The 24,785-nt window shown below is 63.3% G+C and carries 27 protein-coding genes and 1 pseudogene; 7 read left to right on the top strand and 21 right to left on the bottom strand.

Going from position 1 to position 24,785, the window contains the following annotated elements; translation table 11 throughout:
• Position 1: 1 nt before the first annotated feature.
• Both ACZY1I_RS05295 and ACZY1I_RS05300 read right to left on the bottom strand, forming a co-directional pair.
• Complete coding sequence (locus tag ACZY1I_RS05295; RefSeq protein ID WP_463753197.1) at positions 2-748, bottom strand: SDR family oxidoreductase; 747 nt, start codon at positions 746-748, stop codon at positions 2-4.
• A 104-nt stretch (positions 749-852) separates the two neighbouring features.
• Entirely contained in the window at positions 853-3,396 is a 2,544-nt protein-coding gene (locus tag ACZY1I_RS05300; protein ID WP_463753198.1) for a DEAD/DEAH box helicase, read from the bottom strand.
• Between the two features lie 77 nt (positions 3,397-3,473).
• Between ACZY1I_RS05300 and ACZY1I_RS05305 the strand changes: the two genes are divergently transcribed.
• Both ACZY1I_RS05305 and ACZY1I_RS05310 read left to right on the top strand, forming a co-directional pair.
• Positions 3,474-4,526, top strand: coding sequence for a glycosyltransferase family 4 protein (locus tag ACZY1I_RS05305; RefSeq protein WP_463753199.1), 1,053 nt, complete (start codon positions 3,474-3,476; stop codon positions 4,524-4,526).
• Positions 4,523-6,244, top strand: a complete 1,722-nt coding sequence (locus ACZY1I_RS05310; protein WP_463753200.1) for a glycoside hydrolase family 13 protein — start codon at positions 4,523-4,525, stop codon at positions 6,242-6,244. Before ACZY1I_RS05305 ends, ACZY1I_RS05310 begins: the two co-directional genes overlap by 4 nt.
• A gap of 53 nt (positions 6,245-6,297) precedes the next feature.
• Here the strand turns inward: ACZY1I_RS05310 and ACZY1I_RS05315 are convergent, their stop codons facing one another.
• Positions 6,298-7,167 (bottom strand): phytanoyl-CoA dioxygenase family protein, encoded by an 870-nt coding sequence (locus ACZY1I_RS05315; protein WP_463753201.1) that lies wholly within the window; start codon positions 7,165-7,167, stop codon positions 6,298-6,300.
• Between the two features lie 11 nt (positions 7,168-7,178).
• Positions 7,179-7,769, bottom strand: coding sequence for a TetR/AcrR family transcriptional regulator (locus ACZY1I_RS05320; protein ID WP_463753202.1), 591 nt, complete (start codon positions 7,767-7,769; stop codon positions 7,179-7,181).
• Between the two features lie 45 nt (positions 7,770-7,814).
• On the opposite strand from ACZY1I_RS05320, the gene ACZY1I_RS05325 reads away from it, so the two are divergent.
• From ACZY1I_RS05325 to ACZY1I_RS05335, 3 genes are read left to right on the top strand one after another with little or no spacing between them, the layout of a single operon-like run.
• Positions 7,815-8,867 carry a tocopherol cyclase family protein gene (locus ACZY1I_RS05325; RefSeq protein WP_463753203.1) on the top strand — a complete coding sequence of 351 codons (1,053 nt, stop codon included), beginning with the start codon at positions 7,815-7,817 and terminating at the stop codon, positions 8,865-8,867.
• Positions 8,868-8,919: 52 nt separating this feature from the next.
• Entirely contained in the window at positions 8,920-9,855 is a 936-nt protein-coding gene (locus ACZY1I_RS05330; RefSeq protein WP_463753204.1) for a DUF808 domain-containing protein, read from the top strand.
• Between the two features lie 11 nt (positions 9,856-9,866).
• Entirely contained in the window at positions 9,867-10,271 is a 405-nt protein-coding gene (locus tag ACZY1I_RS05335; RefSeq protein ID WP_463753205.1) for a VOC family protein, read from the top strand.
• A gap of 17 nt (positions 10,272-10,288) precedes the next feature.
• On the opposite strand, the gene ACZY1I_RS05340 is transcribed toward ACZY1I_RS05335, so the two are convergent.
• The gene (locus tag ACZY1I_RS05340; RefSeq protein WP_463753206.1) at positions 10,289-10,714 is read right to left on the bottom strand and encodes a GAF domain-containing protein; all 426 of its coding nucleotides are present in this window, start codon (positions 10,712-10,714) and stop codon (positions 10,289-10,291) included.
• An 81-nt stretch (positions 10,715-10,795) separates the two neighbouring features.
• Between ACZY1I_RS05340 and ACZY1I_RS05345 the strand changes: the two genes are divergently transcribed.
• The gene (locus ACZY1I_RS05345) at positions 10,796-11,026 is read left to right on the top strand and encodes a hypothetical protein (protein WP_463753207.1); all 231 of its coding nucleotides are present in this window, start codon (positions 10,796-10,798) and stop codon (positions 11,024-11,026) included.
• Here ACZY1I_RS05345 and ACZY1I_RS05350 read toward each other — a convergent pair.
• The 16 genes and pseudogenes from ACZY1I_RS05350 to ACZY1I_RS05425 form a co-directional block, all read right to left on the bottom strand.
• Positions 11,002-12,468 carry a protein adenylyltransferase SelO gene (locus ACZY1I_RS05350; protein WP_463753208.1) on the bottom strand — a complete coding sequence of 489 codons (1,467 nt, stop codon included), beginning with the start codon at positions 12,466-12,468 and terminating at the stop codon, positions 11,002-11,004. The genes ACZY1I_RS05345 and ACZY1I_RS05350 overlap by 25 nt on opposite strands.
• A gap of 28 nt (positions 12,469-12,496) precedes the next feature.
• A complete protein-coding gene (locus ACZY1I_RS05355) occupies positions 12,497-13,063 on the bottom strand; it encodes a hemerythrin domain-containing protein (RefSeq protein WP_463753209.1) in 567 nt (188 codons plus the stop codon).
• Between the two features lie 88 nt (positions 13,064-13,151).
• Positions 13,152-13,916 carry an LLM class F420-dependent oxidoreductase gene (locus tag ACZY1I_RS05360; protein WP_463753210.1) on the bottom strand — a complete coding sequence of 255 codons (765 nt, stop codon included), beginning with the start codon at positions 13,914-13,916 and terminating at the stop codon, positions 13,152-13,154.
• 22 nt (positions 13,917-13,938) lie between these two features.
• Positions 13,939-14,097, bottom strand: a pseudogene (locus tag ACZY1I_RS05365) (SDR family oxidoreductase); the annotation flags it as partial.
• A 38-nt stretch (positions 14,098-14,135) separates the two neighbouring features.
• Positions 14,136-15,356, bottom strand: coding sequence for a cytochrome P450 (locus ACZY1I_RS05370; protein ID WP_463753211.1), 1,221 nt, complete (start codon positions 15,354-15,356; stop codon positions 14,136-14,138).
• On the bottom strand, positions 15,353-15,772 hold the full coding sequence (locus tag ACZY1I_RS05375; RefSeq protein ID WP_463753212.1) for a hypothetical protein: 420 nt from the start codon (positions 15,770-15,772) through the stop codon (positions 15,353-15,355). The genes ACZY1I_RS05370 and ACZY1I_RS05375 overlap by 4 nt, the downstream gene beginning before the upstream one ends.
• Entirely contained in the window at positions 15,769-16,824 is a 1,056-nt protein-coding gene (locus tag ACZY1I_RS05380; RefSeq protein WP_463753213.1) for an NAD(P)H-dependent amine dehydrogenase family protein, read from the bottom strand. Before ACZY1I_RS05380 ends, ACZY1I_RS05375 begins: the two co-directional genes overlap by 4 nt.
• Positions 16,825-16,835: 11 nt before the next feature.
• A complete protein-coding gene (locus ACZY1I_RS05385; protein WP_463753214.1) occupies positions 16,836-17,888 on the bottom strand; it encodes an NAD(P)H-dependent amine dehydrogenase family protein in 1,053 nt (350 codons plus the stop codon).
• Positions 17,885-18,310 (bottom strand): hypothetical protein, encoded by a 426-nt coding sequence (locus ACZY1I_RS05390; protein ID WP_463753215.1) that lies wholly within the window; start codon positions 18,308-18,310, stop codon positions 17,885-17,887. The genes ACZY1I_RS05385 and ACZY1I_RS05390 overlap by 4 nt, the downstream gene beginning before the upstream one ends.
• A 12-nt stretch (positions 18,311-18,322) precedes the next feature.
• On the bottom strand, positions 18,323-18,928 hold the full coding sequence (locus tag ACZY1I_RS05395; RefSeq protein ID WP_463753523.1) for a hypothetical protein: 606 nt from the start codon (positions 18,926-18,928) through the stop codon (positions 18,323-18,325).
• Between the two features lie 86 nt (positions 18,929-19,014).
• Complete coding sequence (locus ACZY1I_RS05400; RefSeq protein ID WP_463753545.1) at positions 19,015-19,146, bottom strand: hypothetical protein; 132 nt, start codon at positions 19,144-19,146, stop codon at positions 19,015-19,017.
• A 14-nt stretch (positions 19,147-19,160) separates the two neighbouring features.
• Positions 19,161-19,964 (bottom strand): AAA family ATPase, encoded by an 804-nt coding sequence (locus tag ACZY1I_RS05405; protein WP_463753216.1) that lies wholly within the window; start codon positions 19,962-19,964, stop codon positions 19,161-19,163.
• Entirely contained in the window at positions 19,961-21,499 is a 1,539-nt protein-coding gene (locus ACZY1I_RS05410) for a nitric oxide reductase activation protein NorD (protein ID WP_463753217.1), read from the bottom strand. The genes ACZY1I_RS05405 and ACZY1I_RS05410 overlap by 4 nt, the downstream gene beginning before the upstream one ends.
• Positions 21,500-21,638: 139 nt before the next feature.
• Positions 21,639-22,244, bottom strand: coding sequence for a TetR family transcriptional regulator (locus tag ACZY1I_RS05415; protein ID WP_463753218.1), 606 nt, complete (start codon positions 22,242-22,244; stop codon positions 21,639-21,641).
• Between the two features lie 154 nt (positions 22,245-22,398).
• A complete protein-coding gene (locus tag ACZY1I_RS05420) occupies positions 22,399-23,064 on the bottom strand; it encodes a hypothetical protein (RefSeq protein WP_463753524.1) in 666 nt (221 codons plus the stop codon).
• A gap of 132 nt (positions 23,065-23,196) precedes the next feature.
• Positions 23,197-23,799 carry a TetR/AcrR family transcriptional regulator gene (locus ACZY1I_RS05425; protein WP_463753219.1) on the bottom strand — a complete coding sequence of 201 codons (603 nt, stop codon included), beginning with the start codon at positions 23,797-23,799 and terminating at the stop codon, positions 23,197-23,199.
• Positions 23,800-23,982: 183 nt separating this feature from the next.
• On the opposite strand from ACZY1I_RS05425, the gene ACZY1I_RS05430 reads away from it, so the two are divergent.
• Positions 23,983-24,771, top strand: coding sequence for an SDR family NAD(P)-dependent oxidoreductase (locus ACZY1I_RS05430; RefSeq protein WP_463753220.1), 789 nt, complete (start codon positions 23,983-23,985; stop codon positions 24,769-24,771).
• Positions 24,772-24,785: the final 14 nt, after the last annotated feature.

Below are 24,785 nucleotides of genomic sequence, written 5' to 3' on the forward strand. Positions count from 1 at the left end.
GTTACAGCTGCCTTTCGCCGCCGTCGACGAACAGTTCGGTTCCGGTGACGAAGCTGCTCTGGTCGGAGGCGAGGAACAGCACCGCGGCGGCGATCTCCTCGGGCCGCCCCACCCGGCCCATCGGCACGTGCGACGCCTGCTCGTCGAGTAGCGCCTGTTCCTGGCCGCTCGGCGCCAAGCCCTTCAGTCCCGGCGTCTCCACCGGGCCGGGTATCACGGTGTTGACCCGGATGCCCCGGTCGACCAACTCCGCCGCCCACGTGCGGCCCAGCGAACGGATGGCCGCCTTCGACGCCGCGTAGATGCCCAGGCCAGGCGAGCCGCCGTAGGCGGCGGTCGAACCCGTCAACACGATCGACGCTCCTCGATTGAGCAGCGGCAGCACCTTCTGCAGCGTGAATACGATTCCGCCGACGTTGATTTGGAAGGTATTGGTGAACTGTTCGGCAGTCACATCGGGCAGCGTCGCCGCTTCGCCGCCGCCGGCATTGGCGAACACCACATCCAGTCCGTGTCCACCGGCTCTGATGGCATCAGCAAGCTTGTCGAGATCGTCGAGATTCGATACGTCGGCGCGGATGCCGGTAGCCCCCGCGCCGATCGACGCCACGGCGTCGTCGAGGGTCTGTTGATTGCGGCCGGCGATGAACACGTGTGCGCCTTCTGCGGCGAACCGCTGTGCGGTGGCCAGGCCGATGCCGGAGTTGCCGCCGGTGACTAGTGCCGTCTTGCCGGAAAGCTGACCCATGATGATCTCCTTTGTTCGAGGTCGGCGGGGTCGCCGCGGCCTCTTGGTGGATATAACACGTGACATGTCACGTTATTCCCCGCCGGTGCCAATGGGTCGCCGCATCAATCCCGACGACCGGCGTCGACCAGGCGGATGACCGCCACACCCTCCTCGTCGGATGCTTCCAGGTCCACCTCTACGTCGAAGCCCCAATCGTGGTCGCCGGCCGGGTCGTCGAGGATCTGCCGCACCCGCCACACGCCGGGTTGCCGGTCGAAGATCAGTCGCGCCGGCCCACGCGCGTCGGCGCCGGTGCCGACATCGTCGTGTTCATCGAAGTACGCGTCGATGACCTGGGTCCAGCGCTCGGCGGTCCAGCCGTAGCCGGCGTCGAGTGCCGCGAGGTCTGCTGAGCGGCGCCGCGCGAACAGCTCCACCCGCCGGAATAACGCGTTGCGAACCATCGCGGTGAATGCCCGTTCGTTGCCGGTCAGCGGGCGTGGCCGAGCCGGCACTGGCACGTGCGCATCCAACGGCTGGTCCTCGCTGGTAAGTTTCTCCCACTCGTCGAGCAGGCTCGAATCAACCTGGCGCACAAGCTCGCCAAGCCATTCAACGATGTCGGTGACCTCCTCGGTTCGCGCGGCGGCGGGCACTGACGACCGCAGCGCTTTGAAGGCGTCGGAGAGGTAGCGCAACACCGTACCCTCGGAACGGGTCAGCCCGTAGACGCTGATCAACTCGCGGAAGGTGAACGCCCGCTCCCACATCTCGCGCACCACGGATTTCGGCGACAGCCGGGCGTCGGCCGCCCAGGGGTTGCTTTGCAGGTAGACCTCGAAGGCGACGCTGAGCAGCTCTTCGAGTGGCTTGGGATAGCTGACGTCGTCGAGCAACTCGATTCGCTCGTCGTACTCGATGCCCTCGGCTTTCATCGCGGCGATGGCTTCGCCTCTGGCCTTGTTCAGTTGCGCGGCGAGGATCTGACGGGGGTCCTCCAAAGTTGCCTCGATCACCGAAACAACGTCCAGTGCATAGCTTTCCGATGTCTGGTCCAGTACATCGACCGCGGCGAGCGCGAATGTCGACAACGGCTGGTTGAGGGCGAAGTCGGGTGCCAGATCCAATGTCAGCCGATAGCGGCGTCCGTCGGATTGGTCGCCGGTCGCACGTTCGATGATGCCGGCCTGCAGTAGTGAGCGGGCGATGCCGACGGCCTCACGGATGTGTTGGAGTTGGCGCTTGCGCGGTTCGCGGGTTTCGGTAAGCAGCCGCCGCATCGCGACGAACGGGTCGCCGGGGCGGTCGACGACGTCGAGAATCATCGCCGTCGACACCCGCATATTGGCCGTCAGCGGCTCCGGGGTGGCGTCGACCAGACGCGTCATGGTGGATTCGCTCCACGGCACCATGCCCTCGGGTACCTTGCGGCGCACCAGCTTCCGGCGCTTCTTTTTGTCATCGGCGACTTTGGCGAATTGTTTGAGGTTCTCCACCTCGTGGTCAGGTGCCTGTACGACGACGGTCCCTGCGGTGTCGTAACCGGCTCGGCCGGCCCGTCCGGCGATCTGGTGGAACTCGCGGGCGTTGAGCAGTCGCGTGCGGGTGCCGTCGTACTTCGACAGGGCAGTGAGTACGACGGTGCGGATCGGCACGTTGATACCGACGCCAAGCGTGTCGGTTCCGCAGATCACCTTCAGCAGGCCGGCCTGGGCCAGCTGTTCCACCAGGCGACGGTATTTGGGCAGCATTCCGGCGTGGTGCACACCGATGCCGTGGCGGACCAGTCGCGACAGTGTCGCTCCGAATGCTGACGAAAAGCGGAACTGGCCAATGGTTTCGGCGATCGCTGCCTTTCGTTTCTTGGTGCTCACGTTGACGCTCATCAGCGCCTGTGCCCGTTCCAGCGCCGAGGCCTGGGTGAAGTGGACGACGTAGATCGGCGCCTGCTTCGTGTCGAGCAGTTCGCCGATCGTCTCGTGTATCGGGGTGGTCGAGTAGTAGTAGAACAGCGGGACCGGGCGCTCGGCGTTGGCGACCAGCGCCGTAGGCCGCCCAGTGCGACCAGTGAGGTCCTCGCGAATAGTCGTGACGTCACCAAGCGTGGCCGACATCAGCAGGAATTGGGCGTTGGACAACTCCAGCAGCGGCACCTGCCAGGCCCAGCCGCGGTCCGGGTCGCCGTAGAAATGGAATTCGTCCATGACCACCAGGCCGATATTTGCCTCGGCGCCCTCGCGCAGTGCGATGTTGGCCAACACCTCGGCGGTGCAGGCGATGAGCGGCGCCCCGGCATTGACCGAGGCGTCGCCGGTGAGCATGCCGACGTTGGCCGCGCCGAATACCGCGCAGAGGCCGAAGAACTTCTCGCTCACCAGTGCCTTGATCGGCGCGGTGTAGTAGCTGCGCCGGCCCGCTGCCAGCGCGGCGTACAGCGCGCCGGTAGCGACCAGCGACTTGCCCGACCCGGTCGGCGTCGCGAGGATGACGTTGGCGCCGCTGAGCAGTTCGATCAGCGCTTCCTCCTGCGCCGCGTACAACGTGGTTCCGCTCGCCGCCGCCCAATCGGCGAAAGAGGCGAACAGCTGATCAGGATCGGCGCCTGTCGCGCGCAGTGTGGACAAGTCGTCCGGATCGGGCAATAGGGCAGCAATGGTGGCGGTCATCTCAAGGACCAGCCTGACAGGCGTTCGCCAACTCGCGTAGTTCGCGGCCCGAGTAGCCTGAGCTCATCCACATTCCCATGCACGGACCCGTCCATCGGGGAACCGGCGGTCCGATTCGAATCGCCGTGCTGGCGCCGATCGCGTGGCGTACACCACCTCGCCACTACGGGCCTTGGGAACAGTTCGCCTCGTTGCTCACCGAGGGGTTGGTGGCGGCCGGCCATCGCGTCACGCTGTTCGCCACGGCAGACTCGATCACTGCGGCCAGCTTGCACGCCACCGCGCCCTGCGGTTGGTCGGAGGATGCGACGATCGACGCCAAGGTCGCCGAGTGCCTGCACATCGCCTCGGTGTTCGAGCGCGCCGGCGAATTCGACATCATCCATAACGGATTCGACTTCCTGCCACTCACGTACAGCGATCTCGTTACGACACCGGTAGTCACCACGATCCACGGGTTCTCCTCGAAAAGGATCGTCCCTGTCTACGAGCGCTATGACAGCACAACCACATATGTGTCGATTAGCGATGCCGACCGCCACCCGAATCTGCACTATGCCGCCACCATCCATCACGGCATCGATTTCGATGGATTCGCAATCCATCCGAGCCCTGGCGAGCACCTCTTGTTTTTCGGACGGATTCACCCGGATAAGGGCACCGCGCAGGCGATCGAGGTGGCTCGCCGATGTGGCCGCCGACTCGATATCGCCGGGATCATCCAGGATGAGCAGTACTTCCGCGACGAGGTCGCGCCGCATATAGACGGCGATCATGTGCGCTACCTGGGCGCCGTGGACGCCGCCGGGCGCTCTGAGGTGCTGGGAGGCGCGCACGCCCTGCTCCACTTGATCGACTTCGACGAGCCGTTCGGCTACAGCGTGGTCGAAGCGATGGCGTGCGGCACGCCGGTCATCGCCAACTCGAGGGGCTCGATGGGCGAACTGATCGAGCACGGGGTCACCGGCTATTTGGTCCACGATGCCGATTCGGCGGTGGCCGCGGTCGCGGCGGCGGGCGGCCTCGACCGGCGCGAGATCGCTGAGCGCGCCGCCGGCCGGTTCACAGTCGCCGGCATGGTCGACAAGTACGTCCAGGTGTATCGCGAAGTTATCGGCCCGCAAAAGTGACTGAGCGCGGTCGACGCGACACCGATTGGTGGAAGTCTGCCGTCGTCTACCAGATCTATCCGCGCAGCTTCGCCGACTCGAACGGCGACGGCATCGGCGATCTGGGTGGCATCATCGGGCGCCTCGACTATCTGGCCGAGCTCGGGGTCGACGTCGTCTGGTTGTCACCGATTTACCGTTCACCGCAGACCGACAACGGCTACGACATCAGTGACTACCGCGACATTGATCCGCTGTTCGGCACCTTGGCCGAATTCGACGCACTCCTGGCGAAGGTGCACCGCCTCGGAATGAAGCTGGTGATGGACCTGGTGGTCAACCACACTTCCGACGAGCACCCATGGTTCGTCGAGTCGCGTTCGTCGCGCAACAACCCGAAGCGAGATTGGTACATCTGGCGGGACTCTCGTGACGGCGCCGAGCCCAACAATTGGGGCTCATTCTTCTCCGGTTCTGCGTGGCAATGGGAGGAGACCACCGAGCAGTACTACCTGCACCTGTTCGACCGTAAGCAGCCTGATTTGAACTGGGACAATCCGCGGGTACGAAAAGCCGTGCAGGACATCATGACCTGGTGGCTCGATCGTGGTGTGGACGGGTTTCGGATGGACGTCATCAACTTCATCTCCAAAGCCGAGGGGCTGCCCGACGCAGCGCCGGTTCCGGGTCAGCGGTTCGTCATTGGGTTCGAGGGGTTCGTCGACGGTCCCAACGTTCATGACTATCTCGCCGAACTGACCCGGGAGGTCGTCGCAGCCCACGATGGCGAGTTCATGACGGTCGGCGAAATGCCTGCGGTGACAACCGAACAAGCCCGCCTCTATACCGATCCGGCTCGGGGGGAGGTCAATATGGTCTTCCAGTTCGAGCACATGTCTGTTGATCAGAACCCGAGGAACAAGTTCGACTACCTCGGCCTGGACCTGGTCGCTTTGAAGAAGTCGCTCCATCGGTGGCAGGCCGCTTTGGCCGAAACCGGTTGGAACAGCCTGTACTGGAACAACCACGATCAGCCGCGGGTGGTGTCCCGGTTCGGCGACGACGACCCCGAATACCGGGCCGCCTCGGCGAAGGCGCTCGCGACCGTGTTGCACGGCATGCGCGGAACCCCTTACGTCTATCAAGGCGAAGAACTCGGAATGACAAACTTCCCGTTCCGGATTCCGCAGAATCACAAGGACATTGAGGCCGTCAACTACTACAAGAGTGTCCTCGAAATTGGCGCCGACGCGGGTGTGGCACTGGCTGGTTTGGCCAAGATCAGCCGCGACAATGCCCGCACGCCCATGCAATGGGATGCGGGACCGAACGCTGGATTCACCACCGGTGATCCCTGGCTGCCGGTGAACCCCAACCACACCTGGCTCAACGCCGCAGCCCAGACCGAGGCTCCGGACTCCGTTTTCGCGCACTACCAAGCTGTCATCCGCCTCCGCCGTCAACTGCCCGTGCTGGTGGACGGCGACTTCACGCCGCTGATGGCGGATGACCCGCAGATCTGGGCTTACACCAGGACTGCCCTGGACAGCAGACTACTCGTGATCGCCAACTGCGGACGCGAGCCACGGACCGTGAACATCAGGGAAGCCGTTGGCCAAGAATGGATCTCGGCGGATCTGCTGCTCGGAAACCTTGCCGGTGCTCCGCACCGCCTGCGGGGGTCTCTTGAACTGGCCGGCTGGGAAGCGCGTATCTACAGCGTCACCACGGCGTCCTAACCCTGCATGAAACCGCCTGTGTCGACGGGTGTATCGACTGTCCCGTGATCTCCTTACGCATCCTCGAGCAACCGCTTGGGGTGCACACCTTCAACCATGCCGACGAACGGCGGATGGATGCTGTATCCCAGCATCCGGCGCAGGTCTTCGGAAACCAGCCGGGCTGTCTCCCTGGGGGTCGAGAGGGTGAAGTTCTCCTGGGGTCGCAACCACGCTTCGCAGTACTGCGCGGTGACGGCCAGCCTCGACCGGTCGGTCCGGTTGGCGCCGCCACCATGCCACAGGGTCCCGACGAAGAACACGCACGAGCCGGTCGGCATCACCACGCTGACCTGGTGATCCTGCTCGGTAGGGCGACGACCAGCACCCCAAAGGTGGCTTCCGGGAATGACGACCGTGGCGCCGTTTTCGTTGGTGAAGGCATCGATGGCCCAGATGGTGGCCGCACTCAGCGGCGGGCGTGGGCGCGGTATCGGGTACATGCCGTCGTCATGGTGTAACAGCTGGGCTTGCTCGCCGGAGTCGATTTCGATGGCTTGGAGCTGAGAAAGCAGGTAATTGGGCAGGAACAGCCGGTCGAGCAGCGCCAGCACCCGTGGGTGCTCGACCAGCGGGTCGCAGCAGCGGCTCTTGTTGAGAATGTTGTAGAGCCGCCGGGTGCGCAAACCTTCAAAAGTGTTGCGGCCGGTCTTGTTCAGGTGCGGATTGATTGCTGCCTTGATCTCCGCGCAGGCGTCCGCGGTGAGCAAGTCCGCCAAGATGAGGTACCCGTCGCGCTCGATGGCCAACAGGTCGGCGTCGACCACAGCTGGGTCGACGACGGCGCCGCCACTGGCGGTGAACTTGTACCGGCCGGCCAGGTCGGTGGCCAGTTCCTCAACCGATTCAATGGTGCGATTGGCGCCGGAAGCATTGTGCGACATGGGGTTTCCTCTCAGTTCTGGGTCAGGCCGACTGCGCCGGACACAAACGCCCACAGTTGATCGACGACCAATTCGGCGGGTGGTCGAGGAACCCGGGTCAAACACACCGCGACGACGGCGTTGGTTCCACCAAGGGTTGCCGCGGCCATGAATTCGGGGTCACGCTCTGCCGGGAGCTCACCTGCTCGTTGCGCCTGGGCCATGTTGCGGGCGCCGACCCCGATCAGTTCGTGCAGGTGACGCGTGTTGGCGGCGGACACCTCGGCGTCACCGAAGCCGGCGAGCACCATCGGCGCGACCGGTTCTTGGTAGAGAAAGTCGACCCAGTCGCGGATCCGCTGAAATTCACGCGCCGCCCAGGTCGGGGCGTCATAGATCCGCATCGCGGCAGCGTCGCCGAGTCGTTGGTAGAACGCCTCCTGGACCGCGATGAGCAGTCCGGTCCGGTTGACGAAATACCGGTAGGGCAGCCCCACGCTCACCTCGGCCCGGCGGGCCACCGCGGCCACCTCGATCTCGCCGGTCTCGGCTAGCTCGTCGGTGGCGGCGTCGAGCAGCTTGTCCCGTGCCATCGCACCTCGCGCTTGCGCCCGTGCCGCCATGCTGTAACGGTAAGTTGAGTTCAACTCAAAAGCAATGATCGAGTGATGAAGCAATGGCCCGCCGTCGGCCGCCGGTTCGATCACCCGTGGGTGGGTACCAGCAATGGTGTGAATGTCGTCGATTCTGCTGCGCGCGCTGCTCAACGGCTTGTGTCGATTTATCGCCGAACGGGAGCGGATGTGCCGTTTGGGGATCCGCTACCGTCGCACGGCACCGAGATGGAGGGCTGGTTCTGGCGGTTCTCAGACCCTCGCGAAGGGCGGGTGGTGGTCGCGCTGTGCAGCGAAAATCGGCACCCGGATGGCAATTGGTCGACCGCGGCGATCGCGTTGCATCCCGGCGGGGCGGTGAGTTCGGCTGCCGTCGACGGCGTCCGGGCCGATCGAACGCAGTTCTCGGTGCAGGCGGACTCGGGGGGAAACCTGATCGACGCCGAACGTGACCGACTGAGGATGGTCATCGGTGAAACCGAACTCGACGTCAAATTCGAAGACTCGTTCCAGTGGCCGAAGGCGTTCGGAGGTGGGGGAGTGTTCTCGTCCGTCCCGTTTCTGAATCAGTACTGGCACCCCTACCGCCTTGGCGGCAAGGCGTCCGGAACCGTCAACCACGGCGGCGAACGCTGGACCTTCACCGATGCCACCTTGTACTGCGAACGCAACTGGGGAGCGGGGTTCCCGCTGCGGTGGTGGTGGGGTCAAGCTCACGACTTCGGCGACGCTGACGTTTCGGTGGCCTTTTCCGGTGGGCTGCTCGAATTGGGGCCGCTCAAGCGTGATGTCACGGGAGTTGTTGTGCGACTGGGCGATCGGGTGCTGCGCATCACTCCGCCCGCGCTGGTGACGAGCAACTGCGACGTCCGGGAATGGCATATTGATGCGCGCACGCCGCGCTATCACGTGGTGCTGGATGGGCAGGGCACTCCGGAGGGGCCACACGTGCTGCCGGTGCCGATGCCGGCGCAACGCCGCAACATCGATACCGACTACGAATACCTGGCCGGCAAACTGCGCTGCACCGTCCGGGAATGGGGCCGCACCATTTTCGACGGAACCACGGAGTTCGCGGCCCTGGAGGTCGGCAGCCGACCTGCCTAGTGAGCCGATCTGAGGACGCGCGGGTAATCTTCACCGCCATGGAGCAGACGCGATGAGTGCTGGTCTGTTCGCCCTTCTGGACGATGTCGCGATGTTCGCGAAGCTGACCGCGGCCTCTCTCGATGACATCAGCGGCGCCGCCGGACGCGCGACGGCGAAGGCTGCCGGCGTGGTCATCGACGACACGGCGGTGACACCGCAGTACGTCGAGGGGATCTCAGCCGAGCGTGAACTGCCCATCATCAAGCGCATCGCGATCGGTTCGCTGCGCAACAAGCTGTTGTTCATCCTGCCCGGCGCCATGCTGCTCAGCCAGTTCGCGCCATGGCTGTTAAGCCCGATCCTGATGGTCGGAGCGGCCTACCTCTGCTACGAAGGCGCCGAGAAGGTTTGGGGCAGCCTGCGCGGCCATGCTGGCGAGGCCGAGCAGTTGGAAAGCGAGGGTCACATGGTGGCTGGCGCGATCCGGACCGACTTCATCCTGTCGGCGGAGATCATGGTGATCGCGCTCAACGAAGTGACCCAACTGGCGTTCTTTCCACGGCTCGTCATCCTGGTCATCGTCGCCTTCGTCATCACCATCGCCGTGTATGGCGTTGTTGGCGGCATCGTCAAGATGGACGACGTCGGGCTGCATCTGACCAAGACCGGCTCCCGGGCGGCAAAGGCGATCGGTCGCGGACTGGTCGCCGGCATGCCCAGATTGCTCTCAGTGCTCTCCATCGTCGGCACGGCGGCAATGCTTTGGGTGGGCGGCCACATCCTGCTGGTGAACAGCGACCACCTCGGCTGGCGCACCCCATACGGCCTGGTGCACCACGCCGAGGAGGGTGTGCACCACTCCGTCGAGCCCATTGGTGGAGTGTTGGCCTGGTTGCTCAATACGGCCGTTTCAGCGGTGATCGGGTCGGTGGTCGGCGCAGTCGTGCTGGCCCTGGTGCACCTGGTGCAGCACGCCAGGCACTCGCGCGCGTCGTCAAAGGTGTAGGGAGCGAAGCGGTGTTACTCAACGGGATCAACCACATCGCGCTCATTTCCAAGGACATTGATCGGCTGCGCGAGTTCTACACCAAAGTCTTCGAAGCCGAGGCCGGGCCCACCAAGCCACATGGCGACAAGGGCGACGAGACGATGACGATCATCCGCATCGGACCGCACACCGAGCTCAACGTCTTCACCATCGAAGGCAATTCCGAGCCCGAGCGCCAGACGCCGATGTGGGGCCGCGGCCGACTCGATCACTTCGGCCTGCAGGCCGCGTCGGAAGAGAGCTTTCAGACCATCAGAAGCAGGTTGATGGAGAGCGGCGCCAGCGACGGCCACGTCAACGACTTCGGTGCAGTGCGTAGCCTCTTCTTCCGTGACCCGGACGGCCTGGAAGGCGAAGTGCTGATTACGAAATAGCGTGTCTTGCTTGATGTTTAGCGCGTAGTAGCTCGTTCGTCCCAGATTTGTTCGGTCTGCCGGCCGACCAGTGGATCGTGGGTCTGCTGGAAGTTGCGGCCGCCGCGACGAAACGTTGCGACGACGGCGGCCGGCACCTGAGGCTCCATCAGCGGTTTGTCGATCCAGTCGCAGCGCCGTACGTGCACCAGATCGACGCGTACTGCGCCAGCATCGTCGTCGAAGAAATAGGGCCCGGCGATCCGGCCCAGCCAGTAGTGCCCGTCGGGATCGCGGGTCCACACGAACGAGCCGTCCTTGACATCGGCAAAGCGGGAGACGCGACGGAGGAGGCGGGCCTGCTCGGTGGGGGCGCGCACCGCCTCTCCGAAACCGCACAAATCGAGGCGCCGGGCGCGTGCGATGGTGGCTCCCGGGTCGACGAGGTCGCTGCGCGAGCGCATGGGTGCGCGGTAGACACCGATCGTGGACCTCATGGTGCGCGATATGCTGCTGCACTGGCCGACAAGACGGGAGATTGCCTGGTGTCCACCTTCCGGCGCTATCTCGTGGTCCAGCTCGGAGTGTTTGTCTGCGGCATCGTCGGCCCGATGTTCCTCATCATGTTTTTTGCCTCGTCGCCGGATCCGCACATGCGGTGGGCGTTCTGGTGGGGACTCATCATCACCTACATCGACATCATGATCGCGCTAGGAATAACGGCTGCCACCCGCGATCGGGATAAGTCTGGTCAGGTACCGCAGAAAGTGCGGTAGACGCCGAAATCGGTCGGGGCAGGGGAGGCGTAGCGCTCTAGGCCGGCCCGCTCGGTGTAGGGCGCGCCGACGGCGTCAAGGAGCCGATTCACCGGCTCGAGGTCACCCGCGGTCGCCGCGGTCAAGGCCTCCTCGACCAGATGGTTGCGCGGGATGTAGATGGGATTGACGCTATCCATCAGATCAGCGTCGGGGCCCAGCGCCCGCCAGCGCGATACCCAGTCGTCGAATTTGGCGGGGTCGATGAATTGCCCCCGCGCCGCTTCAGCGTCGCCGCGTGCCGCCTTGCCCAAGTAGCGGAAGAAGGACGTGTAGTCGACGTGGCTCTCTTGCAGTAGCGGGAACAATTCGTCGATCAACGGCCCCGCGGCATCGATGCCGTCGGCCAGTCCGAGCTTGGCGCAGGTGGCTGGGCGCAGAATCTGGTTATACTGCTCGAACCCGCTGAATGCCTTCTGCAGCAACGCGATTGCCTCGTCGGTGTCCTCGGCTATCAGCGGCAACAGCGTCTCGGCGAAGCGGGCCAGATTCCATTGGGCGATGGTCGGCTGATTGCCGTAGGCATATCGGCCCCAGGAGTCGATCGAACTGAACACGGTCTCGAGGTCGTACGCCTCCATGAAGGCGCACGGTCCGTAGTCGATCGTCTCACCGGAAATGGTCATATTGTCGGTGTTCATCACCCCGTGGATGAATCCGACCAGCATCCATTGCGCCACCAGCGATGCCTGGGCCGCAACCACCGCTTCGAACAGGGCGAGGTAGGGGCGTTCGGCTGACGCGGCGTTGGGGTAGTGGCGGGCGATGGCGTGGTCGGCCAGGCGTCGCAGCAGGCCCAAATCTCCTGTGGCAGCGCTGTATTGGGCAGCGTATTGAAAGCTGCCGACCCGTAGGTGGCTGCTGGCGACGCGGACGAGCAATGCGCCCGGCAGCATCGTCTCGCGCACCACCGGGCGCCCGGTGGCCACGACGGCCAACGATCGTGTCGTTGGAATGCCGAGGGCGTGCATCGACTCGCTGATGATGTACTCGCGCAGCATCGGCCCGACCGCGGCGAAACCGTCACCGCCGCGGGCGAATGGCGTGTGCCCGGAACCCTTGAGATGGATGTCGCGAGTGTTGCCGCTGGAGTCGACCAGTTCGCCGAGTAGTAGGGCACGCCCGTCGCCCAACCGCGGCACGAAGCCGCCGAACTGGTGACCGGAGTAGGCCTGCGCAACTGGTGCGGCGCCGGCGGGAATCAGATTTCCAACCAGGAATTGCAGCCCCTCAGGGCTGCGCAGCCACGTGACATCCAGACCGAGTTCGGCCGCCAGCGCTTCGTTGAGCACCAGCAGTCGCGGCTCCGGCGGCACGTCGGCTTTCCAGGAGACCGCCATTTCGGGCAGTTCACGAAAAAAGCGGTCCTGCAGGGCGATGGTTGTGTCGGGTGCGACGCTCACTCGATCCAGCCTACGGAGAGCCGCGACTCTAGCCGACGGCCTGCTTGATCAAGTCGCGGGCGCGGTCGAGCATCGAGGCGAACGGTCCGACGGCGAAATTCAGCTTCGCCGATTCCACACCGGGGTGTGGTCGGGTCGGGGCGATCGCCTCGGCGGCTCGCACGGCAGTCCCCATGCGCTTCAGGTCGTCGTCGTCGACTCGGTTTTGCAGCATGGGAAATTCTTCGCTCTCCTCATGCTCAGCGTGCGTCAGCACCGCGTCACGCAGCTTGGTCAGCCCCTCAATGAACTCGTCCGAGGTGATGTCGAGGCTCTCCAGGTTGGACAGCTGTTCCTTCGAGTCATGCTCTTCCTGCAACAGACCGTCGACAATCGCGTCACCCTCGTCGAACTCGCGACGGGTACGGGGGTGTACCACCATTTCTTCGGCTGACTCATGTACGGCGAGCAATTGACGCAGTTCAATGAACGGTTTTTCCCGCGCCTGCGGATCTGAGGCATGGAGCACCTCGTCGAACATGTCCTCGATCAGGTTGTGCTGCGCTTTGAGAAATGCGATCACTTCATCTGGCGATTGAATAATCATTTCGGTCATGCAAATACACCTCCTACGGAGGGTTTAGTTGAAAGCGCGGGCGGTGGGCTGTGCTCCGCTGGGCGTCGCATACCCCGGCGCCGACCTGCTAAAACTCCTGCCGGGCGGCAACCAGCCGCTCCACCTCGTGCAGGTCATAGGGCGCTCGCAAGCCCAGGATCAGGTGGTCAGCGCCCGCTTCTACCAGGGATTGCATCAGGAACGGATCGGGTCGCTCGATCCACACTGTGCGTTCAATCTGGCGCGGATCTCTACCCAGCTCGGCACACCAGCGGTCGATGGTGGCGTTCTTCGCGCGAATGATGTCGGGGTTTCCGTACCCGTTCCACATATCTGCATGCTGGGCCACCAATCGCAGTGTGCGCCGTTCCCCGTTGCCGCCGATCAGTATCGGCAATCGGCCGATCGGTCCGGGTTCCAGCAGAGTTAAGCGGCGGCGAATGCGTGGCAGCACCTCAGCAAGAAGATCGAGCCGCTCCCGCGGAGTCCGCACGGGATAGCCGTATTCGATTTCGTCCCGGTCCATCCAGCCGGATCCGATGCCCAGCACAGCCCGCCCGCCGGACAGGTGGTCGAGCGTGCGCGCCATGTCTGCCAACAGGTCCGGGTTGCGGTAGCCGCCACCGGTGACCAGCATGCCGACCTGCGAGACGTTTGACGTGGTGACGGCCATCGCGGCCAGGACCTGCCAGCCCTCGAAGTGTGCTTCGTCGGCGGATCCGTACAGCGGCGGAAAGAAGTGGTCCCAGGTCCACAGGCTGTCCACGCCCAGCTGATCGACGCCCTGCCAGCCCGCTCGCAGCGCGGACATCGTCGTGTTCTGCGGATGAATTTGAACGCCGATTTTGACCATCAATGGCAGTCAACAGCATTGCTCACTTAATGGTCACCCCCGCGTCGATCTTGAATTGCATACCGGTGACGAAACGCGCCTCGTCGGAAATCAAGTACAAGACGGCATGGCTGACGTCTATCGGATCGATGCACGGCGTCGGCATTGCGTTGACGAAGGTGGGGACGAGGTCGGCACGCCGGTGGGGTGGACGGAGTTGAGGCGGATGGTCGTCCACGCCTATCCGTCGAACTCGATTGGCAGACTGGTGGGCCCGCTCATGCCGAGTAGCGGCCGCCACGGAGCGGGCCCGGCAAGGCGCGGGTTGAGCATCCTGTGGGCCAGGATCTTGAGCGCTTCGCTGAGTTCCCGACGTGCCAGGTTGGCGCCCAAGCAGTAATGGGCACCGCCGCCGAAGGTCAGGATGGGCGGCGGATCGTTGCGGGTGATGTCGAAACGCGTCGGTTCGTTGTAGATCGACGGATCCCGGTTCGCCGCGTAGGTGTTCACGATGATGAAGGTGCCGGCCGGGAACGTGTAGTCACTGACGGTGACGTCGTCGGTGACACTGCGCAGGGTGCTGCACATCGAGGGGGAGTGGCGCATGGTTTCCTCGACGGCGTTCATGCCCAGTTCGGGGCGGTCCCGAAGCAACGCCCACTGTTCTGGGTGTTCGCACAGCGCCTGCATCGAGGCGGCCAATTGCGTACGGGTGGTGTCGGTTCCGGCCACCAGTATGCTGAACGCCAGCATGCGCACTTCACCGGCATCGAGTCGGTCGCCGCGATCTTCCGCCCGGATCAGTTCGGAAAGCAGATCGTCGGTCAGGGACTTCCGTCGATCAGCGATCATCCCGTCGATGTATTCGTCGAAGGCATCCCAGGCCTTCAGGACCTTGGGCTCCTCCTCGGCGAGATCGCAGTCGAAGCTGACTATTTTGAAGATGTCCTCGGCCCATTTCGAAAACAGCTCCCAGTCCTGCTGCGGCGCACCCAGCAGCGCACAGATGACGGGAATCGGATACGGCCGCGCGATCGCCTCGGCGAACTCACAATTACCCTCTGCGACAACAGCATCGGTCAGCTCATTGATGACGGTGTGAATGGTCTCGTCCATGCGCGCGGTTGCCCGCGGAGTGAAGGCCCTCGACACCAGGCTGCGCAACCGACGATGTTGGGCACCCTCCATGCAGAGGATGCTGCGCACGACCCGGTCCCACAGCTCACCCGACGTCACCCCGTGCGCGGTGAGGTGGATGCCCGGCGGGATCCCGAACCGCGGGTCGCCGAGCACGGTGCGAGCAAGGTCGTACGAGAGCACTTCTGGCCCAACGGGACCCAGCGCAATCGGTGCCTCGTGTTGCGCCCGCCGAAATTGTGGATAAATCTCCTGGGGTGTGTCCGTGATGTCGTAGTTGAGGACCGGCAGATCGGCGTCGAAGACGCTCGCCTTTGCGTTCACGGCAGATTGGTCGACAGCAAGGTCAGTGGTAGGCCGAGCACCGAGAGGTCGATTTCCTCGAGATAGTTGCCGTCACCCTCGAAGCCTTGCCGGAAGCGGGTTATCGAGCCGTAGCGCTTGGCGATGTCCTCTGCCGCCGAAGCTCCGGGAACCTGCACCACGACGGTGTAAATGCCATCACCGTGGCTCGCGAGGAACTCGTTTACCGAAGCGGCGACCTCAGCGGTGGATTCCGGGGCTGGACTGATCAGTTCGATGCCCTGACTCCAATCCAAGAGAACTCGAAGGCCAAGTTCGTCCAAGTTGATGTCGTTGAAACTGAAGCCAAGTTCTGTAAACAGTTGTGCGACAGTGTCTTGTCGCTCACGCGCCACCGCGAAGACGACGTGATGCAACCTCGTTGTCGAGGCCGTCATTTGCGCACCAGTCCTCGTGGCTGGATCAGGCCGAGATCCAAATGGGTGAGCCAACCGGGAGCGGCGTCGCAGACGTCGGGGATCGCATTGATGGCACCCATCGCGGTCCAGTTGTAGCCGGGATGCGTCATCGTCCCGTCCGGCGGATCGACACCCTCCAAGGTCAGTGCGCTCGGCGGGTCGCCTTCAATCTCAATGCGGTACCGCGTTTTTCCCCAATCCCAGGCCGGCTCGATACTGGTCGGACCGCTGGTCAGGTAGACGGCGTGGAAGACGATGAGCGGCTGACCCCCGACCAGGGCGGTCCAGGTGTGATGCTGCGCCGCAACCGTTCCGCTCGCGATTGCGCCGAGTTCGTGCGGTATGTCCTCGGTTGCGGTGGCAACCGCCAGATCGTGAGTGATGTCGTCGATTTCGACGCCGAGTCCGTCGGCGAGCATGTACATGGATTGGGCGAAGAAGGGCAGTCCTAGACCCAAGAGCGTGGGAGCAGAGAGGAATTCGTCCTTGTCCTTGCCGAAGCCCATCCAATCGATATGGTCCAGTGGCGCATCGGTCAGCACATTGACCACCTCGTACACCACGATTTTGTCGATCCTGCTGATGACTCGGGCGAGCGTGAGGGGGAGTAGGTCACCCGCGTAGCCGGGGTGAATCCCACCGCCGTGAAAGCTCGTCTGCCCATCGCGGCAGGCAGCCTCGATCTTGGCTGCTTCCTCGCGAAAGTCCTTGGATGGGTGAAAGAATCCGCTCGTCGTCACGACGTTCTTGCCGGACCGCAACAGTCGGCAGACGGTGTCGACGTCCATGATGATCGGCGTGTAAAACACACAGTCGGCATCGGTGAAGACGACCGAATCGATGTCATCTGTGGTGATGACGCCTGTTGGTGGAATACCGACGATGTCTCCCGCGTCCTTGCCGACCTTCTCGGGCGTGTGAACGAGCACGGCGACCAGATCAAAGACTGGGTTGTCGGCGAAGTGCCGGACCGCGACTTGGCCGACATCGCCTGTCATCCATTGAATGACGCGGTATCTCTTCTCAGGCATCAAGATTCCTTTCAGCTGCGGGCCAGCACGCCCCGCGGAAGCAACAGGGGCAGGTCGTTGTAGGTGGCGATGCCGGGCGGTGCCGACACGACAGCAGGTATCGCCGTGATGGCCGGCATGGCGGTGATAGTCAGACCGAGCATGATGTAGTCGTCGATCGATTCGCCGTGGAAGTCCGCTGGTGGCTCGAAACTCAGCGTGCTCTTGATGGTCGGGCGGCCCTCGACCGTGATCGTGTAACCGAAATCGGTCGACCACTTCGGCTCCAGCGACTGGCCCTTGGTCCACACGCCGCGGACCTCGATGACCTTGCGGTCGTCGACGATCCCCTGCCAGCGAACGTCAATGCCTGCGACGCAACCCTTCTCGATAGTCCAGTCGCCGGGCAGCAGCAGATCCTCTGTGGTTTGGGCATATTCGGCTTCGCATCGGACGTCGTCGAGTTGGGCTCCGAGGGCGTCGGCGATCAGGAATACCGCCTCGCGGAAGATGCCGGACCCTTTCTCGGTGATCGCGGCCAGGTCGGGCTGGTCCATCGGATAGCCGAAACCCATCGGGATCTCCGTGGCCGGAGAGTTGTAGATGGAGGTGTCGAAGGACTCCACAATGGATATTCGGTCCACCCGGTCGGAGATGCCCGCCGTGACGATGGCGAAAAGCTGTATGAAACCTGGGTTAATGCCGCTGCCGAAGATGGTCGAGCCGCCGTTCGCGCATGCTTCGCTGATACGGTCACGGCCGAGTTGATGGCCGGTGATGAATTCCGAGGTGGTGACGACGTTGATCCCCGCCTGCAAAATGCGAGTCACCTCGTCGACATTGGCGAACATCGGGTTGTAGACAACACAATCGGGCTTCAGTGCCAGTAGCGCCTCGACATCGTCGGTGGCCGGCACTCCGATGGGTTCGATGCCACACAGTTCACCGACATCACGACCGACCTTGTCAGGCGACCAGGCGTAGCAGCCGACAAGTTCAAGAAGCGAATTCGCTGCGATCGCGTGGACCGACTTCTTGCCCACGTTGCCTGTCGTCCATTGAACAACTCGGAGCTTGTCCGTCACGGCTTCGAGCCGGCGGGCTGTTGCGCGTGCTGCCGGGCGATTCGTTCGTCGTGGATGCGCACCAGTTCACGGAACCCCAGCCGGTGGTACTTCGGAACCGGTTGGATACCCCACACATCCCTGGCGGTGTCCTTGCCCTCGGCGCCCTCGGGCGGACCCAACGGCGGGTACGGGTACTTGCATTCCAACGCATCGTCGGAGTAGCGGACTTTGAGCAACTCACTGCAGATTTCGGTGAGGCTCAACGTCGGGTAGCCGTAGTAGACCGCCATGAACGGCAACGTGAACGCGCCTTCGATGACCAAGGCGATCAGGCAGACCAACACTGCACGCTTGATCCATTTGTGCATCCGCGCGTAGTACGGCGTGGTGCCGGGTGGAAGGTCCTCTGCCGTATCGTCTTTCGGAGATGTGGTTGTCATTGTTGCGCCCCTCTAGTCGGAGAAGATTTCGCGGTTGACGGTGTGCAGATACGGGATCGCCAGGAACGGCGTGATGTAGAAGATGTCGTAGAGCCACCACCCGACGACTGGAAACACGACTCCGGCGTAGCGCACGTCGGCGTACATCGTCATGTTGAACACGTAGGCGCACCAGATGACGGTGCCCATCCAGCAGGTGACGATCATCCATTGATGGCCCCACCGTTTCATCTGCAGGAATCCGATCGCCGCGGCGACCCGCATCGAGAAAACGGTGAGGATCAGCCCTGCGACGTAAGCCTTTTCACCAGGACCCGATGAGCCGCCGACCCATGACTCGTTGTAATGCCAGAAGTAGCCGGCATCGAACATGTTGCCCCAGCCCACCATCAGCACCCGGTTGATCAAGGTGTGGTTGGCGACGAGATCGAGCGCCCAGCCGAGGCTGTTGAGCATTCCATCGATCAGGACCAGGTAACCGATCAGGGTGACGATCATCGGCCGAACCGACAGTCCCGCGCGGAGGGCTTGGCGTTGCAGCCAGACGCCGCGCATGAAGATGGGCAATCCGAATATGCCAGGTGCCCAACACCCCATCAGGCCGGCGCCGACGATCATCCACTTGTCGGCCCGGCGCTGCGCGTCTCGCGATTCGTCGTCGTGTTCGTTGAGGCCGACGGAGTCGCGCGGAGCGACCGAAAGACTCACAGATCCCACCAGCCCCGGGCGAAGGACATATACAACTGGACTCCGAACATCACCAGCAGGTACCCGTAGATGAAGATCTGGAAGACGATGAGCGCTCTCTTGCGCTTGCTTTCTTGTTGATCCACCATCGTGGCTTCCTTTCCTAGACGGTTCCCGAGTTAGAGGTTTGGGTTGTCAGCAGGGTCGCCGCGGCGACTTCACGGAGACCTTCATTGATCGCCCCGTCGGTACTGAGCGGTGCGAGTATGCAGGCTTCGGCGGCGTTCATTTCCGACGCTCCGGACGAGATCAGCTTCGCCGCGGTGACCAACACCCTCGTCGACGGTGGCTCGAAGTGGAAGACGTCGTCCGCGTTGCGGATGGCGTTGGCGCATTGGACAAGTCGGCCGGCAACCGCAACGTCGACGCCCGCCTCCGCCACGATCACCTGCGCCTCGTGTTCTGGCGGTAGGTATTTCATCGGCAGGGTGGCGAATCGTTGACGAAACGAAGGCTTCAACTCTTTCAGCGAGCTGCGGTAGGCGGGATTGTAGGAACAGACGAGCATGAACGAATCCGGCGCCTGGACAACTTCGTTGGCGCGATCCAGGTAGAGAGCGCGGCGGTGATCGGTCAGCGAGTGCAGGATGGCCAGTGAGTCGTGCCGGGCTTCCACCACTTCGTCGAGGTAGCAGATGGCTCCTGCTTTGACGGCGCGGGTCAACGGGCCGTCGGTCCACACGACGTCGCCGCCGGTGACCATGAAGCGACCGACGAGGTCGGAACTGGTGAGATCGTCGTGACAGCTGATGGTGACGACGGGCTGGCGGAGCAGCGCACCCATGTGCTCGACCAAACGGGTCTTGCCGCATCCCGTCGGGCCGGTCAGCATCACCGGAATGTGTTCGCGGTAAGCCTGTTCGAACAGTTCCACTTCATTGCCGTTGGCGATGTAGGTGTCGGTCATGCGGCGACCAGCTCTCGATGGACGTGGGCGAGCACCCTCGGCAGTTCCTCGACGCGTTTGATTCGTTGCGATCGGCGTGCTCCGAACACTTCGGGCAGCGGGTCGACCCGGGTCGGCCCGACACCCACGTAGTACACGGATACGCCGGCATCGTTGGCTTCCTCGACCGCGTGCGCCACGTCGGCCCACGCATAGCGGCCTTCATAGCCCTCGTCGGACATGAGTCCGTCGCCGATGACGATGAGCAGCCGCCGTTCCGACGGTTGCGCGAGCAGGCGCGAAGTCAAGTGGCGAATCGGTGCACCGAGCCTGGTGTAACCGCCTGTCATCAGTCCGGCGCTGCCGGGTGCCACGAATCGGCTGTCGCGGAAATCTTTGAGGCAGCGGACTTCCACGCGATGGCGAGTGTTGCCGGTGAAAACGAAGATGCCGTGGCGTTCGCGGGCGAGCGTCATCGCGCGAGACAGGGCATCCGCGCATTCCAGTTCCAGCCGGAAGATCCGCCCGCCGTGCACTCCCAACGACGAACTACCGTCGAGCAACAGCGCAGTGCTGACATCACGGCCGCTGGGTAGCAGCTCCCGGAAGATCCTGGGCTCGCTGGATTGGCTGGCGTCGCTGGTCATCGTCTCGATGTAGTGGCGGACGTACTGTTCAACATCGAGGTCGGATCCGTCTTCGAGTCGATTGGTCATCGCGCGATGGGTGTGCTCTTCGAACCACTTCCGAAGATTCGCCGACATCGGCGCTGGCCGGCTGGTGCGAGCAGCAGGCGGGTATTCGAGGACCGAGACATGGTCCTTGAGGAAGCTCTTTGTCCACGCATTCCACTCGGGATAGGGGATGCCCTGCCTGCGCGCGGGACTGATATCGACGTCGTTGTCCTCGGGACGACTCGGCGGCGGCAGGTTGGGATTGCGTACGCCGCCGTCTCCGCCCACCGGAACCGAGTAGGGACGAGGATGGCGCTGCTGTGTGGTGGTCCACGGCATTCTGCCGAATCGCTTGATCGCACTGGCCAATCCACGCGCGCTCGAGTCGGTGTGCGGCAACATTCCCAGCAATGGGTGTTCGGGGATCTGCTGCCGGGTGCGCGACATCTCAATAGCGCGGTCAAACATCGCCGGGGCGTCCAGATCCGGGTCGCCGACTTCGAAGTCGGGCAGCAACCTGGCGATCTCGGGCATCAGCCCCGGCCACCTCGAGGCGATCCAGCCCAGGGCGACCCCTGCCTCGACGATCGTGAGGGCGCGGTGCTCACGGGGGGTGAGGTCGATCAGCCGGTAATGAGCGAGGCGCTCCTTGGACGGCGAGCATTGCAGCGCCACACCGCAGGTCAGCGTCCTGCGGGTCCAGTCACGGGTGAACGATGGGTAGGGGACGTGCACCAGGTCGAATGCGTTGCTCACGCCGAAGCTGCGCTTCTCACCCGTCGTCAAGCGGGCGCCGCTACGACGCTGCTCGCTGAACGCCACTGCGGTCAACGCGCAGCTACGCTCAATCGACATCGCCGACTTGTCGGCCGCCTCGACCATGCGATCAGAACGTTCCGATGTTGGAGAACATCCAGTACCAGAACCAGATGATCAATCCGGTTCCGCCCCAAGCGGCTACGTAGCGCAACAGTTCCCAGACCATGTCCATCTGCCGAATCTCCTTATCGGGTAGTTGAAGTCATCGGGGCTCCAGGCTGCGGACGGCGGTAGCGACGAGCTTGCTGAGCATCGTGTCGCGCGCGTTCCCGGAGGGCGTGGTGCTCAGTGCGCCGTAAATGCCGAGCAGAAAGAAGACCGCACTGTAGAACGGGTCTACCTCGGCGTGCACCTCACCGAGGTCGCGTGCCCGCTCGATTTCCTTGACCAGCAACACGATTACCGGGTGGTCAGTCCATTCCTCGTCGCGCTTGGGACGCGTCGGGGAGAAGTGGATGCCAAGAAAATCCCGGAAAAGTGGCCCGCCGAGGCGTTGTTCGAGGTCGACGACCAGTCGCGCGACCTCGGCCAGCACGTTGGGCAGGTCACGCGTCTGGGTGAGGAATCGGGACAGATCGACCGCAAGGCGTACTTCTTCGCGGCGCTCCAACTCGAGCAGGACGTGTTCTTTGGTGGGGAAGTGGAAGAAGAACGTGCCGTGCGCGACCCCGGCCGCGCTGATGATCGCACTCACCTCGGCGGCGGCCATACCCGAGCGCTGGAACTCGGCCAGCGCCGCACCGAGCACCCGCTGCCGTGTCTGCAGCCGCTGCGCCTCGCGTACCGAGGGTTTGACCTGAGCCGTCATCGTGTGCTCTTTGTAACTCGTTTACTGACCTAAGTCAATATAATTTGGCGGACCGTGGTCGGTGATGATCTTGAATATGCCTATTGAGCTGGCTAATCGAACTCGACGCCGCGCCGAACGTCCTTGACATAAGTCAATGAGATCGAGATCGCCATCAGTCCGAGAAGATCTCGCGGTTCACGGTGTGCAGATACGGGATCGCAAGAAACGGGGTGATGTAGAAGATGTCGTAGAGCCACCAACCGACGACCGGAAGTATGACGCCGGCAAAACGCACGTCGGCGTACATCGTCATGTTAAATACGTAGCCGATCCAGATGACCGCACCCATCCAGCAGGTGACGACCATCCACTGATGGCCCCACCGTTTCATCTGCAAGAACCCGATCCCGGCGGCGATCCGCATGGTGAAGACGGTGAAGATCAGGCCGACTTCCCAACCCTTCTCGCCGGGCCCCGCCGCCCCGCCGATCCACAGCTCGTTGAAGTGCCAGAAATAGCCGGCATCGAACATATTTCCCCACCCCACCAACAACACTCGGCCAAGCAGGGTGTGGTTGCCCACCATGTCCAGCGCCCAGCCCACGGTGTTGATGGCGGCATCGATGATGACGAGGTAGCCGAGCAGTGTGACGAGCATCGGCCGCACCGACAGCCCTGCCCGCTGCGCTCGCCGGAGCAACCAGACTCCACGCAGAAATAGGGGGAGGCCGAAGACTCCGAGGGCGGCCGTGCCGATGAGCAGGCCGCCCGAGATCAGCCACTTGTCGGCCTGTCGTTGCGCGAGCTGAGACTGCTCCGTGTGCTCGTCGAAGGTCAACCCGTCGCCGGTACTGGGGGCGGTCTGCCCGTGTCCGTTGGCCCGCCGGAAGTTCAATGTGGGCAGATTCAAATTCGCCTCCCTCAACCCAGCCTGTTCTAGTCCAGAAACTGACTGAGGTCAACAGTGGCACTAGCGTGCCTGCAGGCTCCGCAGCGTCCTGGTCACGTAGTCGCCGAGCATTTCATCACGTGTCGGCCAGGTGTTCGTCGTCGTCAACAACGCGTACAAACCGAGCAGGAAGAACACTGCGCTGTTCATCGGGATGACATCAGGATCGACGCTGCCGCGTTCCTGCGCCTGCTCGATCTCACGGGCCACCGCCATGATCAGTGGGTGGTCCTTCCCGTCTTCGACAGGCGGACGAGTTTGGGAGAAATGCAGTGCCAGAAAATCTTTGAACAATTCCTCGCCGAGTCGGCGTTCCAGGCCCGCCACCAGTCGAACTGCTTCGTGGAGCACACCCGCGAGATCGTGCTCTGCCGCCAGAAACCGGGCGAACTGGTTTGCGATGCGTGCTTCTTCGCGGTGCTCCAATTCGAGCAAAACATGTTCTTTGGTGGGGAAGTGGAAGAAAAAGGTGCCGTGCGCAACTCCCGCCGCCGCCACGATCGCGCCGACGTCGGCTTCGGTCATTCCGGAGCGCTTGAATTCCGCGACTGCGGCGCCGAGGAGTCGCTCTCGCGTCTGTAGGCGTTTGGTCTCGCGTGCCGAAACTTTGTTGCTTGCCGTCATTCAGTCCGTTCCACTTCCACCGCAAGATTCGACTGCAAACAGTATCGCGACCGCGACAGTCAAGCCAGGCGCATTGTCCGCTGCGGGCCCAGCTAGTCGTTGACTTAGGTCAGTTTCAGTCGTTAGATGGGGACGGCAGCAGGTCCGCCGCCGTCCGGTTTGGATCTGACGGAAGGAGCTCGCATGGCTTTGGAGCAGTTCAATCTGGCGGGCCAGGTCGCCATCGTGACAGGCGCGGGCAAGGGTGTCGGTCAGGGGATCGCCCGGGTGCTGGCCGAGGCCGGCGCGACGGTGGTCGGCACCGCACGGACAGAGTCCGACATCGTGGCGACGATCGCCGGCATCGAGTCGGCCGGTGGCAAGGGGCTGGCGCTGGTCGCGGACGCGATGAGTCGCCCCGACGGCGAGCGGGTGGTCGCGGCGGCGATGGAGCGTTTCGGCCGCATCGACATCCTGATCAACAACGTCGGCGGCGCCACGTACGGAAGGTTTCTGGACATTACCGACGCAGACTTCCAGCTCGCCTTCGACTGGTGCGTCACGTCCACGTTCATCATGAGTCAACTCGTCGCCCGGCACATGATCGAAGCCGGCCGGGGCAGCATCGTCAATATCTCCTCGGGCTCAGCGCGTTTCGGTATTCGCGCGCTGGCGGCCTACTGCACCGCTAAGGGCGGCCTGGAAGCGCTCACCCGCGCGATGGCGCAGGAACTCGCCCCGAAAATTCGGGTTAACGCCATCGCGCTCGGGTCGTTCGCTACCGACGGTCTGCAGTCGAGCCTCGATCTGATGCCAGGGTCGCGGGAGAAGATGGAGGAGTCGACGCCGTTGCACCGCCTCGGCAATGTCGAAGACCTCGGCCGCCTGTGTGTGTACCTGAGCACGGCTGACTGCTACGCCACCAACGCAACCTTCCACGTGGACGGCGGAATTGAATCTAATAACTCACCATTGCCCATCCCCGACTACTGAGACCCGACTACTAA

The organism is Mycobacterium sp. IDUB_37, from assembly GCF_055419245.1.